This is a genomic window from Streptomyces venezuelae, from assembly GCF_008642355.1.
In the GTDB taxonomy this organism is placed as follows: Bacteria; Actinomycetota; Actinomycetes; order Streptomycetales; family Streptomycetaceae; genus Streptomyces; species Streptomyces venezuelae_B.
In genome coordinates, this window is record NZ_CP029193.1 from 5341166 (window position 1) to 5357701 (window position 16536).

12 protein-coding genes and 2 pseudogenes are annotated in these 16536 nt (G+C 72.2%); 9 read left to right on the forward strand and 5 right to left on the reverse strand.

Annotated elements, in window-relative coordinates; translation table 11 throughout:
- Position 1: 1 nt before the first annotated feature.
- Positions 2-1234: a serpin family protein gene (locus tag DEJ47_RS24990; protein ID WP_150171825.1), complete on the reverse strand. Its 1233-nt coding sequence runs from the start codon at positions 1232-1234 to the stop codon at positions 2-4.
- A 133-nt stretch (positions 1235-1367) separates the two neighbouring features.
- On the opposite strand from DEJ47_RS24990, the gene DEJ47_RS24995 reads away from it, so the two are divergent.
- The 7 genes from DEJ47_RS24995 to DEJ47_RS25025 all read left to right on the forward strand — a co-directional run bounded on the left by DEJ47_RS24995 (position 1368) and on the right by DEJ47_RS25025 (position 9182).
- Complete coding sequence (locus DEJ47_RS24995; RefSeq protein ID WP_150171826.1) at positions 1368-2597, forward strand: DUF4190 domain-containing protein; 1230 nt, start codon at positions 1368-1370, stop codon at positions 2595-2597.
- Positions 2598-2684: 87 nt separating this feature from the next.
- Entirely contained in the window at positions 2685-3899 is a 1215-nt protein-coding gene (locus DEJ47_RS25000) for an alpha/beta hydrolase (protein ID WP_150171828.1), read from the forward strand.
- 112 nt (positions 3900-4011) lie between these two features.
- Positions 4012-4767 carry a GntR family transcriptional regulator gene (locus DEJ47_RS25005; RefSeq protein WP_150171830.1) on the forward strand — a complete coding sequence of 252 codons (756 nt, stop codon included), beginning with the start codon at positions 4012-4014 and terminating at the stop codon, positions 4765-4767.
- A gap of 319 nt (positions 4768-5086) precedes the next feature.
- The gene (locus DEJ47_RS25010) at positions 5087-5272 is read left to right on the forward strand and encodes an SPOR domain-containing protein (protein WP_150171832.1); all 186 of its coding nucleotides are present in this window, start codon (positions 5087-5089) and stop codon (positions 5270-5272) included.
- A gap of 42 nt (positions 5273-5314) precedes the next feature.
- Complete coding sequence (locus tag DEJ47_RS25015; RefSeq protein WP_150171834.1) at positions 5315-5713, forward strand: (deoxy)nucleoside triphosphate pyrophosphohydrolase; 399 nt, start codon at positions 5315-5317, stop codon at positions 5711-5713.
- A 128-nt stretch (positions 5714-5841) separates the two neighbouring features.
- On the forward strand, positions 5842-6258 hold the full coding sequence (locus DEJ47_RS25020) for an ATP-binding protein (protein WP_150171836.1): 417 nt from the start codon (positions 5842-5844) through the stop codon (positions 6256-6258).
- Between the two features lie 131 nt (positions 6259-6389).
- Positions 6390-9182 (forward strand): SpoIIE family protein phosphatase, encoded by a 2793-nt coding sequence (locus tag DEJ47_RS25025; RefSeq protein ID WP_150171838.1) that lies wholly within the window; start codon positions 6390-6392, stop codon positions 9180-9182.
- 26 nt (positions 9183-9208) lie between these two features.
- Here the strand turns inward: DEJ47_RS25025 and DEJ47_RS25030 are convergent.
- Both DEJ47_RS25030 and DEJ47_RS25035 read right to left on the reverse strand, forming a co-directional pair.
- Positions 9209-9466, reverse strand: a pseudogene (locus tag DEJ47_RS25030) (PspA/IM30 family protein); the annotation flags it as partial.
- Entirely contained in the window at positions 9415-10242 is an 828-nt protein-coding gene (locus DEJ47_RS25035; RefSeq protein WP_150171840.1) for a TPM domain-containing protein, read from the reverse strand. The gene DEJ47_RS25035 and the pseudogene DEJ47_RS25030, both read right to left, overlap by 52 nt.
- 402 nt (positions 10243-10644) lie before the next feature.
- Between DEJ47_RS25035 and DEJ47_RS25040 the strand changes: the two genes are divergently transcribed.
- Both DEJ47_RS25040 and DEJ47_RS25045 read left to right on the forward strand, forming a co-directional pair.
- Positions 10645-11853, forward strand: coding sequence for an AAA family ATPase (locus tag DEJ47_RS25040; protein ID WP_161235619.1), 1209 nt, complete (start codon positions 10645-10647; stop codon positions 11851-11853).
- A 154-nt stretch (positions 11854-12007) separates the two neighbouring features.
- Positions 12008-13462, forward strand: a pseudogene (locus DEJ47_RS25045) (VWA domain-containing protein); the annotation flags it as partial.
- Positions 13463-13806: 344 nt separating this feature from the next.
- On the opposite strand, the gene DEJ47_RS25050 reads toward DEJ47_RS25045, so the two are convergent.
- Together DEJ47_RS25050 and DEJ47_RS25055 are read right to left on the reverse strand one after the other, a co-directional pair.
- The gene (locus DEJ47_RS25050) at positions 13807-14580 is read right to left on the reverse strand and encodes a succinate dehydrogenase/fumarate reductase iron-sulfur subunit (protein WP_150171846.1); all 774 of its coding nucleotides are present in this window, start codon (positions 14578-14580) and stop codon (positions 13807-13809) included.
- Positions 14577-16529 carry a fumarate reductase/succinate dehydrogenase flavoprotein subunit gene (locus tag DEJ47_RS25055; RefSeq protein WP_150171847.1) on the reverse strand — a complete coding sequence of 651 codons (1953 nt, stop codon included), beginning with the start codon at positions 16527-16529 and terminating at the stop codon, positions 14577-14579. Before DEJ47_RS25055 ends, DEJ47_RS25050 begins: the two co-directional genes overlap by 4 nt.
- Between the last annotated feature and the right edge of the window lie 7 nt (positions 16530-16536).

Here is a 16536-nt window from a genome sequence, read left to right on the forward strand (position 1 = left end):
CTCAGTGATGCTCGTCCTCGCGGTACGGCTCCGGGTCGGTGACCCAGCCCGCCGCGAGGACGAGGCGTGAGGTGCGGTGGACGGCGAGGAAGCCGAAAGGGCGGTCGAAGGTGGCGTTCACGTCGGTGGTGACGTAGCGCTCCTCGGGCAGGCCCGCGCCGTACGCCATGAAGACCGTGACGGCGGCGGCCCGGAAGCCGAGTGCGCTGAACGTCGCGGTCGCCGCCTGCTCGCCCCTCTGCAGCGCCAGGGGTTCGACCGCGATCCCCGGGAAGTGGCCCTCCGCCGCGTCCGTCATGTCCTTCGCGGTGGTCAGGCCGAACAGTTCGTGCCGCGCCATCAGGTCGTGCCGCGCCGTCGACGTGAACGGCACGGTGGCGACGTGCAGCGTCGCCGGGCGCGGCGACATGGCGCGCACCCGGCGGACCTCCAGACCGGGGCCGGCCTCGCCGTACGGCATGTGGGTTCCCGGTACCACCGGGATTCTGCGCGCCAGCGCGTCCACACCCGCCCCGAGCACCGCCCCCGGCCCCATGTGGTCCTCGCCGAGCAGCAGGTGGACGTCGACCCCGGTGTCGCCGAGCACCTTCAACTCGGTCACGGATCCCGTGGCGGACCGCGCGACGCCGACACGGTCGAGCAGCGACGTCGACCGGTGGAGGCCGGCCAGGGAACGGCCCTGCCACGGCCCCGTTTCGGGGACCATCAGGCCGTCGTCGAAGGGCTGGAGCCATGCGGTGCGCAGCGCCAGCGCACTCGCCAGGACGAACTCCGTGTCCTTGTCGGGACGGGCCGGCATCCGTGGGATCTGCCCGCCCGTCCGCTCCGCCGCCCACGCGTCGAGCGCCGCGGCGTCCACGGCCGGGTCACCGGTCAGCACCCCCAGCGCGTCCACCGGCACCCCCTCGCGCCACGCGTCCCGCAGGGTCAGGGTGCGCCTGGTCCACAGGCCGAGGGCCGCGTCCATGCCGCGCACGCGGTCCATCGCGGCCAGCAACTCGCGCGCGCCCGACGCCGCTTCGTCCGCGGGGAGTCCCACCGCCTCGGAGAGCTCCGCGCGGGCCGCGCCGGTCGCGCCGTCGGCGAGGAACGCCAGGAGGGGCCAGACGCCGGGCGCCGAGAAGACCGTGCCGCGGTCGGCGGAGGCCGTGGCGGCCCACTTCGCGGTCAAGTCGTTGACGGCCCGAACGGTGCTCCGCGTGGCTGACCGAGTTGTCGAGCTTTGTCGCCGCATTACTTTTTATCCCCCACCCCGATTACGATGCGCCAGGCTCTCCGTACGCCCTGCGCGGCCTGCACGACCCCCGCATGACGCCGCTGACGGCACCCCAGCACCACCCGTACCAGAATCCAGGAGCACGTTACCCGTGGACATACCGCCGCCCCCCGGCCCGAACGCCCCTCCTGGAGGCGCACCGGGTCAGCCGGACCAGCCGGGCGCCCCCTGGCCGCCGCAGCCCCCGCACGGACAGCTCCCGTACCAGGCCTGGCCCGGCCCGTACTCGCCGTACTCCCGGCCGCCGGTGAACGGCTTCGCGATCGCGTCGCTCGTGTTCGGGATCTTCTGCTTCGTGCCCGCCGTGGGCCTCGTCCTCGGCCTCGTCGGGCTCGCGCAGATCAAGAGGAAGGGCGAGCGCGGCAAGGGCCTCGCGATCGCAGGCGGCATCCTCTCCGTGGTGGGCGTCGTCCTGCTCGTGCTCTCCGTCGCCACGGGCGCCGCCCGCGACTTCGCCGAGGGGTTCAAGGACGCGGCCCGCGAGTCCCGGCAGAGCGGTACCGGTTTCCCGGTCGACAAGGGCGGCTGTTTCGACGCGCCCGACGGGAAGATCGACTCCATGGAGTACGCCGCCCAGGTGGACGAGGTCCCCTGCGCCGGGAAGCACGACGGCGAGGTCTTCGCGTCGTTCCGCGTGACCGGTGCGGAGTACCCGGGGGAGGACGCCATGATCGACCTCGCGGAGTCCAAGTGCACCGACCTGCAGTGGGCGTACGTCATGGACACCTGGGCGGACTTCGGCGACGCCCAGATCTACTACTTCATGCCCGACCGGACCACCTGGCGACACGGTGACCGCCACGGGACGTGCATCTTCGGTGCCGTCGACGCGGGGGAACGGCTCGAAGGCTCCCTGCGCAGCGACGCGACGACGCTCGACGCGGACCAGCTCGCCTACGTGAAGGCGGACCGCGCCTTCAGCAAGGAGTACCTCGCGGCGCCCGCCGAGGAGCGGATCGAGGACGACCTCGACGGGCACAAGAAGTGGGCCGCCCGCGTCGACAAGGGCCTCGCCGAACAGGCACGGCAGTTGCGCGCGCACGACTGGCCGACGGGCACACAGAAGCACATCGACAGGCTTGTCACCGAGATCGAGAAGGGCCGCAAGGAGTGGGCGAAGGCGGCCGAGGCCTCCGATGCCGACACCTTCGACAAGCACTACCTGGCGGGCTTCCGGAAAATGGGTGACAAGAGCGCCATCCCCGCTCGCAAGTCCCTGCGTCTGGGGACGACTTCGCCGCGTGACGCGACTCCGTGGGACGGCCCGGAGACCGGTCTCGACGAGGACCACGGAGCGGGCGGGGACAGCGAGGAGGCGTGAGCGGACCGCACCCCGGGTGACCGTTCGGGCAACCCCTGAACGGTCACCCTAAGGGGCTTTTGTCTGCTTCTGTGATAGTTCTTCGGCGTGACGTCCGTCGTGCCGCCGCCCGCCGTGGCCCGGGTCCTGCTCCTGACCACCGGCCTGCTGAACGCGGCGCTCGCCGTCCTCGTCGCCGCCCCGCTGCCCCGCGTCCCGCTCCTGGTGCTCGCCGCCGGTGCCATCACCTCCTGGGGGCTCCTGCTGTTGCCGCCGGGGCTGCTCGGCCTCGTGGGCGCCGCGCTCGCGGGGCGACGCCACCCCTGGTGCGCGGGGCTCGCCGCGCTCGCCTCCTTCGCGGCCCTCGTCCACGGAGTGATGCCGTACGCCGCCGCGTCCGGCACCGCGCGACAGCAGGGGCTCCATCTCGCGCCCGCGCGGTACTTCGACGGCGTCAACTACGCCGAGGTGCCCGACCGCGCCCGCACCCTCACCTACGCGCGCGTGGGCCGCGGTGACAGGGCCCGCGCCAAGGGGCTGAAGTTGCGGCTCGACCTGTGGGCGCCGCCCAAGCGGACCGACGCGCCGCGACCCGCCGTCGTGTGGGTGCACGGCGGCGGCTGGAACAAGGGCCACCGCAGCCAGACCCCCGCGTGGAACCGCTGGTTCAACGCGCGCGGGTGGTCGGTCTTCGACATCGACTACCGCCTCGCACCCCGTGCCACCCAGCTCGACCAGATCGGCGACGTCAAGTGCGCCGTCGGCTGGGTGCGGCGGCACGCGCGGGTGTACGGCGTCGACCCCGACCGCCTGCTCCTCGCGGGCAGTTCGGCCGGCGGCAACCTCGCGCTCGCCGCCGCCTACACGGAGGGGGACGGCAGGGTCCCGGCGTCCTGCGGGGTGCGGGACAGTTCCGTCGCCGGTGTCCTCTCCCTCTACGGGCCCACCGACATGCGGCGCCTGATCGCGGGCACCGCGCTGCGCCGCGACCCCATGATCCCGCTCCTGATGGGCGGTTCGGCCGCCACCGCTCCAGCCCGCTACCGCCTCGGCTCGCCCGCCCGGCTCGTCCGGGGCGACGTACCGCCCACGCTGCTCCTGCACGGGAGCGCGGACCGCGCGGTGCCGGTCGCGCAGGCGCGCGAGCTGGCCCGGCGCCTCGAAGAGGCCGGCGCTCCGGCGACGTACGTCGAACTGCCGTGGGCCGACCATTGTTTCGACGTGAACTGGGGAGGATGGGGGAGCCAGATCGCGCGGGCGGCGACCGAACGTTTCCTCAAGGTCGTCGGCCGTCCGCCATATCCGGGGAAAGGTCCTGCGTAAAGACCTGCGCCAGCAGAAATCATCACTTCGGGTGATTCCTTGGCCTTGGGTTGCATGCAACAACCCACGGTTGCCAGGCTGTTGCTGTCTGTCAACCTGATGGGAGTGGCCAGTGACTTTCGGTGAACAGCCGGCGTATCTGCGGGTCGCGGGTGATCTCCGCAAGAAGATCGCCGACGGTTCGCTGCCGCCGCACACCCGCCTCCCCTCGCAGGCCAGAATCCGCGAGGAGTACGGGGTGTCGGACACGGTCGCCCTGGAGGCGCGCAAGGTCCTGATGGCCGAGGGCCTGGTCGAAGGCCGCTCCGGATCGGGCACCTATGTGCGCGAGCGCCCCGTCCCGCGCAAGATCGCCCGCACCGGGTACCGCGCGGTGAACGGCGGCTCGACCCCCTTCCGCCAGGAGCAGGCCGCCGACGGCGTGCGCGGCACCTGGGAGTCCCGCAGCGAGCAGATCGAGGCGGACGCCGGGGTGGCCGAGCGCCTCGGCATCCGCGTCGGCGACCGCGTGATGTGCACCAAGTACGTCTTCCGGGACGCCGGCGAGACCATGATGCTCTCCACCTCCTGGGAGCCCCTCGCCGTCACCGGTCGCACACCCGTGATGCTCCCCGAGGAGGGCCCGCTGGGCGGCTGCGGAGTGGTGGACCGGATGGCCGCCATCGACGTGATCGTGGACAACGTCGCGGAGGAAGTGGGCGCCCGCCCCGGCCTCGCGGAGGAGCTCACGGCGCTCGGCGGCGTCCCCGGGCACGTGGTCATCGTCGTCCACCGCACGTACTACGCATCGGGCCGTGCCGTGGAAACGGCCGACATCGTGGTGCCGGCCGACCGCTACCGCATCGCGTATCACCTGCCCGTGAGGTAGCCGGGCCCTCCAGTCCTCCGCATTCCCCGTCCGCCGCGCACGCCCCATCGGCGCGTGCGCGCACACCTCCGCTCCTCCCGGCCCGCCCCCCGTTTCGCTTCGCGCGGGGGCGGGTTTCGGCTGTCACCGCACGGCCCCTGCGCTCCTCCTGTTGCACGCGTAGCCGGGGTCTTGGCCGATAGCGGCCCTCTTGCGTATCTCCTTGTGCAAAGTCGTATCCGCTGCGTAAAGGTCGGGCGTAGGCTCGGGCATATGCGGACTGCGGTTTCCTTACAGACCGAGGCGTGGGCGCGCCGGGGGTGGCGAACGGAGGGGCGCAATGAATGACGGAACAGTTCTGCTGCCCTGGTTCGTGATACGTCAGGACGACAACGGCAACCGCTATCGCGTGGGCAGGTACGCGACGAAGGCCGAGGCCCAGAAGATCGCCGACAGCCTCCACGACCGCGGGCACAAGCAGCTCTACTCCATCGAGAAACTGAGCCAGAACGGCAGCGGCCGCTAGGGACGTCCGGCGCGGGCCCAGGGTTTCCGTACGCTCTCCCGCATGAACGAACGCATCGTGGTCGGCGCCGCCCTGTACGACGGCGGACGCCTGCTCGCCGCACGGCGCAGCGCGCCCCCGGAGCTCGCCGGCGGCTGGGAGCTGCCCGGCGGCAAGGTCGAGCCGGGGGAGCGGAGCGAGGACGCGCTGGTCCGCGAGCTCCGCGAGGAGCTGGGCGTCGAGGCCGAACCGACAGGACGGGTCCCGGGAGAGTGGCCGCTGCCGGGCGGATACGTCCTGCGGGTGTGGACGGCCCGCCTCGTGTCGGGCGAGCCCAGGCCCCTGGAGGACCATGACGAGCTGCGCTGGCTCGCTCCCGACCAGGTGTGGTCCGTCGACTGGCTGGCCGCCGACGTGCCCGCCGTCGAAGCGGCGCTCGCCCTGCCGTACGCCGCGCATTGACCCGGCGTACGCCGTTCGTGCCACAGCGCGCTCCAATACGCGGTAAAGCAGACCGGATATCGGGTATGTGCCCATTAACCCCATGAAACCGGACAGGTTCCCGGGCAGGTTCCGCTACTGGTCTGGAAGTGATCGGCGTGATCGACACCGAAGGCGACTGCGCCGAGTGGGCCTTCCCCGCGGACCCCGGCGCCGTCCGCACCGCCCGCACGGCCGTCCGCAAACAGCTCGCCGACTGGGGTCTCACGTCCGTCGCCGACATCACCGTGTTGCTCGTGAGCGAGCTGGTGACCAACTCCCTGCGTCATGCCTCCGGGCCCATCGGCGTACGCCTCGTACGCCCCGTCGACCCCGACGGCACCCTCCTCGTAGAGGTGTCCGATCCACTCCCCGACCCGCCCCTGGAGCGCGTCGCCGCCCTCGACGACGAGGGCGGCCGCGGTCTCCAGCTGGTGTCCCGATCGTCACGGCGCTGGGGCACACGTCCGGGTCGTACGGGCAGGACGGGGAAGACGGTGTGGTTCGAGCTGGCGCTGCCGGGTTAGAAGACTGGCAGTGTGCGAGAGGCGTCCTGCACAAGGGCGGCACGGGCCGGAAAGCGTCGAGTCCGTGCTGTGATCGTGAACGCCGTGTGGCGCGGCACCGTAGTGCTGGATACTGCGGTCAGCCGTATGCGGTGACCGGTGCCGGACGCGGTGAGCTGGAGGGGACGGTTCGCGTGAGCGAGATACCAGCGAAGGCGACGGAGAGCGACGGTCCGTCGGGCGACGCGACGGCCGAGGACGCGACGGTCGGCGACGAGCCGAACGCTGACGTACCGAACGCTGACGCGCCGAGCGCCGAGGTGTCGAACGCCGAGGTGTCGAACGCCGACGTGCCGGCGGTGGACGTGCCGGTCGACGAGACGTGGCAGAGCAACCCACCCGGTTCGATCTACGACTACATCAAGGTCGCGTCGTTCTCGATCGGGGCCGACGGCCTCATCGACCAGTGGAGCGTGCGCGCCGAGCGCCTGTTCGGCGTGGCCGCGCGGGACGCCGTCGGCAAGGACCCCATCGAGGCCTTCGTCCCGCCCGAACTGCGTTCGGGCGGCCACCGCAAGATGGCGGAGATCCTCGACGGACGCGAGTGGACGGGCGTGGTGCCCTTCAGGCTGCCCGAGGACGTCCTGACGCCCGGCGGTCCCGACGACCCGCGCACGGGCCGTGAGCGGGGCACGGGCGGCCTGGAAGGCGTCGCCGAGGTGTACGTGATGCCGACCGTGACCGAGGAGGGCGAGCGGGCCGCGGTCTGCATCGTCGTCGATGTCCGGGTGCTCCGGCAGATCGAGACCGACCTCGCCGCGTCCCAGGCCATTTTCGGCCAATCTCCCTTCGGCTTCCTGCTGTTCGGCACGGACCTGAAGGTGCAGCGCGCCAACCGTCGGTTCGCCGCCGTCTTCGGCGGGGGCGTCGAGGACCAGCGGGGCCGCACCGTCCACGACTACCTGCCGCGCCACGAGGCCGACCGCATGGCCGCCGCCCTCAAGCGTGTCCTCGAGACCGGCGACTCCGTGACGGACATGCAGATCGTGGGACCCGCACCCGGCAGCACCGACCGACGGCACTGGTCGATCAACCTGTACCGCGTGCACAGCGGTTCGGGCCGCCCCATCGGCGTCGCCGGCCTCGGCACCGACGTGACCCGCCGGCACGCCGCCGCGCGGGAGGCCGCCCACGCCCGGCGCAACCTCGCGCTGCTGAACGAGGCCGGGGCCCGCATCGGCAACTCGCTGGACCTGGAGACCACCGCGCGGGAACTGCTCGACGTCGCCGTCCCCGGCTTCTGCGACCTCGCCTCCGTGGACCTGTACCAAGGCCTCCTCGACGGCGACGAGACGCCGCCGGGGCTCGCCGACGGCAGCGCGGACCTGCGCCGCGTGGCCTTCGCGAGCGCCGTCGCCGACGCCCCGTTCCCGGACGGCAGCGCGCCCATAGACGTGGGCGCCGTGCACCGGTTCGCCTTCACGTCACCCTGCGCCGACGCCCTCCGCGCGGCCCGGCCCCGCCTGGTCACGGGGGCCGACGACGAATCGGCGAGCCGCCTCACCAAGGGCCTCGTCCAGTCGACGCTCGCCGTGCCGATGGTCGCCCACGACACCGTGGTCGGCCTCGCCCAGTTCTCCCGTACGAAGGGAAGCGAGCCGTTCGGGGAGCGCGACCGGGCGCTCGCCGTCGAACTGGCCGCGCGAGCCGCCGTCTGCATCGACAACGCCCGCCTCTACCGCCGCGAGCACGAGCGCGCGCTGATACTGCAACGCTCCCTGCTGCCGCCCGGCGACCCGGAGGCGTCCGGACTCGACATCGCCTGCCGCTATCTGCCGGGCAACGCCGCCACGGAGGTCGGCGGCGACTGGTTCGACGTCATCGAGCTGCCCGGCCACCGCACCGCGCTCGTCGTCGGTGACGTCATGGGACGCGGTCTGCGCGCCGCCGTCGCCATGGGGGAGCTGCGCACCGCCGTCCGCACGCTGGCCCTCCTCGACCTGGAACCCGCCGAGGTGCTCTCCGCCCTCGACGAGATCGCCCAGGGCCTCGGCAACCCCGCGGGGCTCCAGCGGGCCACCAGGGGCGCCCGCAAGGCGGCGGACGCGGACGCGGACCTCAGCGAGGTCTACCTCGCCACGTGCGTGTACGCGGTCTACGACGCCGTCACGCGCCGCTGCACGTTCGCCAACGCGGGCCACCTCCCGCCCGTCCTCGTCGAGCCGGGCGAATCCGCGCTCATGCTCGACGTACCGCCGGGCATGCCGCTCGGCGTCGGGGGCGAACCCTTCGAGGACGTCGAGGTCGAAATCCCCGAGGGCGCCCTGCTCGCGCTCTACACCGACGGGCTCGTCGAATCCCGCGACCACCCGCTCGACGAGGGCCTGAACGCGTTCGTACGCGCCCTGAACGACGCGCCGACGACCCTGGAGGACGCCTGCGACCACGTCCTGAACACGCTGGACACCCACCACGGGGAGGACGACATCGCCCTCCTGATGGCCCGCGTCGAAGGACTGCCCACCGACCACGTCGGTGACTGGACGCTGCCACGCGACCTGAAGTCGGTCGGCCGCGCCCGTGAACTCGCCTGCGACCAGCTGCGCGACTGGGACCTCGAACGGCTCTGCGACACGGCGGAACTGCTGGTCAGTGAGCTCGTCACCAACGCACTGCGGTACGGCGACGGCGACATCCGGCTGCGTCTCCTGCTCGACCGGACGCTGGTGTGCGAGGTGTGGGACGCGAGCTTCGTGCAGCCGCGCCGCCGCCGTGCGCGGGACACCGACGAGGGCGGTCGCGGACTCCAGCTGGTGGGGCTGCTCAGCGCGGCGTGGGGCTCGCGCAGGACACCGCGCGGCAAGACGGTGTGGTTCGAACTGGCGCTGCCGGACGGGGACTCGGAGCCGATGGACGCGGCGGAGGCGTTGCTGAGCCTGTTCTGACACAGGGTCCTTCGGGGGCCGGGGACTCAGGTGGTCGCCTTGAGGGCGGAGAGACGGGCGGTGATCTCCGCCTCGTCCCCCAGCGCGTCCAGCTCCTCGAACTGCGCGTCGAGCGAGGACGCGGCCAGCTCCTGCTTGCCGAGGGCCCGTGCCTCCTCGCGCCGGACCTGCTCCTCGAAGCGGTTCAGCTCGCCGGTCGGGTCCAGGACGTCGATGCTCCGGGCCGCGTCCATCATCTGGTTCTGCGTCTGGGCGGTCTTCGCGCGGGCCACCGCCTGATCGCGCCGCGATCGGCCTCCGCGTCGAGGCGGCGGCCCGCCTCCGTGCAGCGCGCCACGATCTCCTCCAGCATGCGGCGCCTGGTGGGATCGTCCTCGGGGAAGGCGTCGTCGAGCTCCTGGCGGAGCCGGAACGCCGCCGTCAGCTCCGTCCGGGCGTACGCGAGCGCGTCGGCGAAGGGCCTGGCCGCGTCCTCGCCGAACTGCGCCGCGGCGAAGCCGAGCTCCTCGGTGCTGGCGCGGACCGCGTCATCGGTCTCCATGAGCAGCAGGCGGGCCTGCGCGTCGAGGTCGGGGAGCGGGGTCGGTTGTTTGCCGGTGTCGCCCTGCCCCCAGCCGCCGCCGGGGGTCGTGCGGGTGGTGGTGCGCTTCCTGCGCCGCCTGTACGCGAGGGTGGCGGCGACCCCGGCGGCGCACGCCGCCGCCACGGGGAGGACGAGGTCACCCGTCGCGGAGTCGTCCGCTCCGGACACGTCTGCGCCCGGGTCCGCCGTGCCCGGCGTGACGGACGGGGTGGGCACGGGGCGCCCGGCGAGCAGCACGTCGTCGAGCCCGAGGCCGTTGCGGTCGGCCGTGGCGTCCGCCCGGCTCCGCGGGGGACGCCCGGAGAGGTCACGTACGCAGACGACGAAGAGCTGCACGCGCCGGTCGTCGTACAGCCGGTCGAGTGCGACCGGGGCGTCGGCGGCCGCGGGGGAGGCGCTCAGCGGCGGAAACCAGGCGAGCAGCACGGCCACCGCGACCGCTGCTGCCCGTGCGGCTGTCGACGAGGGCGGCGTCACATCTGGGAGCGTATGGGGGTGTGGGGGGCTTCGCGACCTGGGGAGGGGTGGCTTTCGGTGGGGGTGGGAGGGGTCGGGAGCGGGTCCGGGCGGCGCCCGGACGTACCGGGGTGCACGCCTGAGCGCGTTGCGGGGACTGGGCACGGCGCGGCAACTCCGAGACGAGTCGAGTTACGGGGAGATGCCGTGGCGGTCGGGGGCACCGCCGGGCGTGCCGGGTCTGTCCGCCGACCCTGGGGGCGCGGGCGTGCAGGGTTTCTCCGGAGATCCCGGGGGGCTCCGGGAACTGTGTTCCGGTCCGTCCCGTTGACGGTTTGCCGAGGTTCGAGGGTTCGAGGGTTCGAGGGTTCGAGGGTTCGAGGTTCGGGATTTCGGGAGTTGGGAGAGGCGGGGGCTTTGAGCGTGGGGGCGACGGGCGGGCAGGGCCCCGGGGGTACCGCGGGGCGGCTTCGGGCGATCAGCGACGAGCTCTCCGACCGCTTCCTCGAGCGCGCCGACGTCGTGCGGACCCTGCTGGTGACGCTGCTGGCCGGGCAGCACTCCCTCGTGCTCGGCCCGCCGGGAACGGCCAAGTCCGAGCTGGCCAGGGAGCTCACGGGCCGGATCGACGGCGCGGCGTACTGGGAGATCCTGCTGTCGAAGTTCACCGCGCCGACGCGGATGTTCGGCCCCATCGACGTCGCCGCGCTCGCCCGGGGCGAGTACCGACAGGTCTACGAAGGCCGCGCCACGACCGCGCACATCGCGTTCATCGACGAGATATTCAAGTGCTCCACGGCGGCGCTGAACGAGACGCTGGGCTACCTCAACGAACGGATCTACCACCCGGAGAACGGCGGCGAACCGATCCACTGCCCCCTCATCGGGGCCATCACGGCGAGCAACGAGCTGCCCACCGGCGAGGATTCGGCCGCGATCTACGACCGGCTCCTCGTACGGATCGAGGTCGGCTACCTCGAAGACCCCTCGAACTTCGCCTCCCTGGTCCGCTCCGCCGTCAGCCGCCCGACGGCACCGCGGCGGACCACCGTCGAACTGGCCGCGTTGCAGGAGGCCGTGGCGGAGGGCGTCCCCTCCGTAGAGGTCCCCGACGCGATCGTGGACGCGGTGTGCACGTTGCGGGCCGCCCTGCGCCGCAAGGAACTCGTCGCCTCCGACCGCCGTTGGCGGCAGGCTGTGGGCCTGCTCCAGGCGTCCGCGTACCTCGACGGACGCCCGGCGGTCGCGGAGACCGACCTGTCGGTGCTCACGCACGTGCTGTGGAACTCGCCGGCCGAGCGGCCGACCGTCGAGCGCGAGGTACTGCACCTGGTCAACCCCGACGCCAAGGAAGCACTCGACCTGGCCGACACCATCGACGAGTTGGAGGCCCAGCTCGACGCGATGGCCGGGCAGTCGCGCGAGGCGCTGAGCGACTGGGTCATCAAAAAGGCCCACAACAAGCTCGCCACGGCGGGGCAGCGGCTGGAGAAGCTGCGCGAGGAGGCGGCGAACGCCGGGCGCTCCACGTCCGCCATCGACCGTGTCACCGGCCGCCAGCGCGCCGTCCGTGCCCGCGTCCTCACCGAGGCGCTCGGCGTGGACGCGAGCGCGGTGCAGGCGCGGTTCTGAGCGGGCGCGGGCCGACGGAACCATGGACGAGGCGGCGAGCGGACGCGGCGAGGTGCCCGCACCCGTCCCTGTGACCGGTCCTGTCACGGGGGCCGATCCCGCCCCGGTACCCGTTCCCGTCTCGGTACCCGTCCCCGTTCCCCTTCCCCTTCCCGAGAGGCACACCGCCGCCGTGGTCGTGGACCGGTTCGACCGGCTCACCTGGCGCGACACCTACGAGCAGTCGGCGGCCCTGCGCGAGCTGACCGATGAGCTGAGCGCACGACACGAGTGCGCCGCCGACCTCCTGGCCGACGTGTTCCTGGCGGCCTACCAGGCCCGGCCCCGGTTGCGTGAGCGCACGGACATGGCCCTCTCCAGGATGGCCAACCACCAGGTGGTCGCCTCCCTGATGGAGTCACCGGCCTTCGCCGAGCTGCACCGCGAGACGGTCGGTGACCCCTACGCCGCCGCCATGGCCGTACTCGCACAGGCCACCGCGCTGCGCCGCCTGCTGGACGACACCCGGGACGCCCAGGAACGGGCTGAGCGGGCGGACAGAACGGAGAGCGCGGCGCAGGAGACCGACGGGGCACCGGACACCGAACGTACGGCACACCAGGCCGCCGAGGACGCCGCCCGGGACGCCGCCCAGGCCCTGGGAGCCGCGGCACCCGGCATCCGGACCGTCACGCGCGTCGCGGGGGCGCGGGCCGCCGAAGCCGTGCGCGAGGAGGCCGCCCTCATGCGGGCATGGGGTGTCGGGGCCGGGGAGTTGGAGCGGATGCCCTTCGACCGGCGTGCCCGGCTCGCCGAACGGCTGCGCAGCAGCCGCCTCGCCGCGTGGGCGGAGCTGATCGGCCGCTTCCGGCAGATGGCAGACGGGGAGCGCGCCCGCAAGGTGGAGCACACCTCCGGGGAGCTGATCGGTGTCACGCTCGGCGACGACCTCTCGCGTGTCGTCCCCTCGGAACTCGCCCATCTCGGACTGCCCGCATCACGCGCGGTGTTCGCCGCCCGCTACGCCGCCGGGCAGCTGATGCTCTACGACAGCGAGGGCGAGCGGACCACCGGGCGGGGCGCCGTCATCGCGTGCGTCGACACGTCGCACTCCATGTACGCGGAGGGGCCCGGTGGAGTCACCCGCGAGGCGTGGGCCAAGGCGTGCGCCCTGGCGCTCCTCGACCAGGCACGCCACGGTGGGCGGGACTTCGTGGGCATCCTGTTCGCCGCCGCCGACAAGCTCCAGGTCTTCCGCTTCCCGGCCGACGAGGCCGCCGACGCCGACCGTGTCGTCGACTTCGCGGAGACCTTCCTGGGAGGCGGCACCAGCTATCAGAAGCCGTTGTCGGCCGCCCTGGAGCTGCTGGCGGAGGAGTTCGACGCCGCCGCCCGCACGCGCGGCGACATCGTGATGCTCACGGACGACGAGTGCGACGTGACGGAGGAGTGGATGCGCGGCTGGAACGACGCCAAGCACCGGCTGGGCTTCCGGGTCTTCGGCCTGGCGGTGGGCGCGCCGCCCGCCGCGGAGGCCGGTTCGGTGCTGGACGCGCTGTGCGACAACCTCCGTGTCGTGGAGGACTTCACCGATGTGCACGCCGCGGCCGACCTCTTCCGCGTCATCTGACCCGACCCGGGGCGGGTCGGGGGAGCGCGTACGGTGCCTGTGACGGCCGCGACGACGAACTCCTCGACTCACTGACCGAAGACGCGCTCCACGTGTCACTGACCGAAGGCGCGCTCCACGTGAGCGAACAGGGCTGCGCCTCCTACACGCTGCTGGTGCTGACCGGCCCCGAGCGCGGCACGATGTGGCAGGACGTCCGCGCGGCAGGGGAGGACGTGGTCCCGTTCGAGTTCCTCGACAGCACGGCCCGGGTCACCTTCGCCGAGCGGTACACCCACTGGCAGACCCGCGCGGAACGGGTGGCGTGGCAGACACCCGAGGCAGCGAGGCGGCACCCCGCCCCTCTACTCCGTCCTCCTGCGGATCTTGTTCCCCAGCCACACCAACGGGTCGTACTTCCGGTCGACGGCCCGTTCCTTCAGCGGGATCAGCGCGTTGTCCGTGATCTTGATGCCCTCCGGGCACACCTCCGTGCAGCACTTCGTGATGTTGCAGTAGCCGAGCCCGTGCTCGTCCTGCGCCGTGCGCTTGCGGTCGAGGCCGGTCTCCGCTGCCGCGTCCAGCGGATGCATGTCCAGTTCGGCGACGCGCATCAGGAACCGCGGGCCCGCGAAGGCACCCTTGTTCTCCTCGTGGTCGCGCACCACGTGGCACGTGTCCTGGCACAGGAAACACTCGATGCACTTGCGGAACTCCTGCGGACGGTCCACGTCCGACTGCTGCATGCGGTACTCGCCGGGACCGAGGTCCGCGGGCGGTACAAACGCCGGGACCTCGCGCGCCTTCGTGTAGTTGAAGCCGACGTCCGTCACCAGGTCGCGCACCACGGGGAACGCGCGCAGCGGCGTCACCGTGATGACCTCGTCGCGGTCGAAGACCGACATCCGCGTCATGCACATCAGGCGGGGGCGCCCGTTGATCTCGGCCGAGCACGAACCGCACTTGCCCGCCTTGCAGTTCCAGCGCACCGCGAGGTCGGGGGCCTGCGTGGCCTGGAGGCGGTGGATGATGTCGAGGACGACCTCCCCCTCGTTGACCTCGATCTTGAAGTCCTCCAGGTCCCCGCCGCTCAGGTCCCCGCGCCAGACCTTGAATCGCGCGTCGTACGACGAACTCATTCGTACAGCTCCTCTTCAGAGAGGTACTTGACCAGCTCCTCCTTGTCGAAGAGGGCGAGCAGGTCCGGGCGGATGGGCTCGGTCGTCACGCGGACGAGGTCGATCTGGCCGCGTACGGGATCGGTGGCCGCCAGGCCGCCCGTCGGGTCGGCGAGCCGGCAGAGGAGATTGACCCGCCGCCACTCGCGGTTCATCGCCGGGTGGTCCTCGCGGGTGTGACCGCCGCGGCTCTCCGTGCGCTCCAGGGCGGCCCGTGCGATGCACTCGCTGACCAGGAGCATGTTCCGCAGGTCCAGGGCGAGGTGCCAGCCCGGGTTGAACTGCCGGTGGCCCTCGACGCCCGCGCGCCGCGCCCGTACCCGGAGTTCGGCGAGCTTATCCAGGGCCTGCTCCATCTCCGCCTCGCGGCGGATGATGCCGACCAGGTCGTTCATGGTCTGCTGCAGCTCCTGGTGGAGGGTGTACGGGTTCTCCGGGGTCACCCCGTCCTCCCGGCCCTCGGCGCTGAACGGCCGCAGCGCCTCCGCGGCCGCCGTGTCCACCTGCACCTCGTCCGGCACGGGGCGTGCGGTGAGCCCCGCGGCGTACCTGGCCGCGTGCAGGCCCGCGCGCCGGCCGAAGACCAGCAGGTCGGAGAGGGAGTTGCCGCCGAGCCGGTTGGAGCCGTGCATGCCGCCCGCGACCTCGCCCGCGGCGAAGAGCCCCGCCACGCGGCGCGTGGCCGCGGTGTCGGAGTCGACCGCGACGCCGCCCATCACGTAGTGACAGGTCGGCCCGACCTCCATCGCCTCCGCGGTGATGTCGACGTCCGCGAGCTCCTTGAACTGGTGGTACATCGACGGCAGTCGGCGTTTGATGACGTCCGCGGGCATGCGCGTCGACACGTCGAGGAAGACACCGCCGTGCGGGGAGCCGCGGCCCGCCTTCACCTCGGCGTTGATGGCGCGCGCGACCTCGTCGCGGGGGAGGAGTTCGGGCGGGCGCCGGTTGTGGTCCGGGTCCTCGTACCAGCGGTCGCCCTCCTCCTCCGACTGCGCGTACTTCTCCTTGAAGACGTCGGGCACGTAGTCGAACATGAACCGTTTGCCCTCGGAGTTGCGCAGCACCCCGCCGTCGCCGCGCACGGACTCGGTGACGAGGATGCCCTTGACCGACGGCGGCCAGACCATCCCCGTCGGGTGGAACTGCACGAACTCCATGTTCAGCAGGGGCGCCCCGGCGAGCAGCGCGAGCGCGTGCCCGTCACCCGTGTACTCCCACGAGTTCGACGTCACCTTGAAGGACTTGCCGATGCCGCCGGTCGCGAGGACGACGCTGGGCGCTTCGAGCACGAAGAAGCGGCCCGACTCCCGGTCGTAGCAGAAGGCACCGCCGACACGGCCGCCCTCGGCCCCGTCGTCCCCCGACTCGTCCTTCAGCACGCGCGTGACCGTGCACTCCTGGAAGACCTTCAGGCGTGCTTCGTAGTCGCCGAATTCCTTGTGGTCCTGCTGCTGCAGCGCGACGATCTTCTGCTGCAGCGTGCGGATCAGCTCCAGGCCGGTGCGGTCGCCGACGTGCGCGAGCCTCGGGTACTCGTGGCCGCCGAAGTTGCGCTGCGAGATCCGGCCGTCCGGAGTGCGGTCGAAGAGCGCGCCCCACGTCTCCAGTTCCCACACGCGGTCCGGCGCCTCCCGGGCGTGCAGCTCCGCCATGCGCCACTGGTTGAGGAACTTGCCGCCGCGCAGGGTGTCGCGGAAGTGGACCTGCCAGTTGTCGCCCGAGTTCACATTGCCCATGGAGGCCGCGATGCCGCCCTCGGCCATCACCGTGTGGGCCTTGCCGAACAGCGACTTGCAGATCACGGCCGTACGGGCACCCTGCTCGCGCGCCTCGATCGCGGCCCGCAGACCCGCGCCCCCGGCCCCCACCACGACGACGTCCCACTGCTGTCGTTCCACTTGAGACATCAGAAGG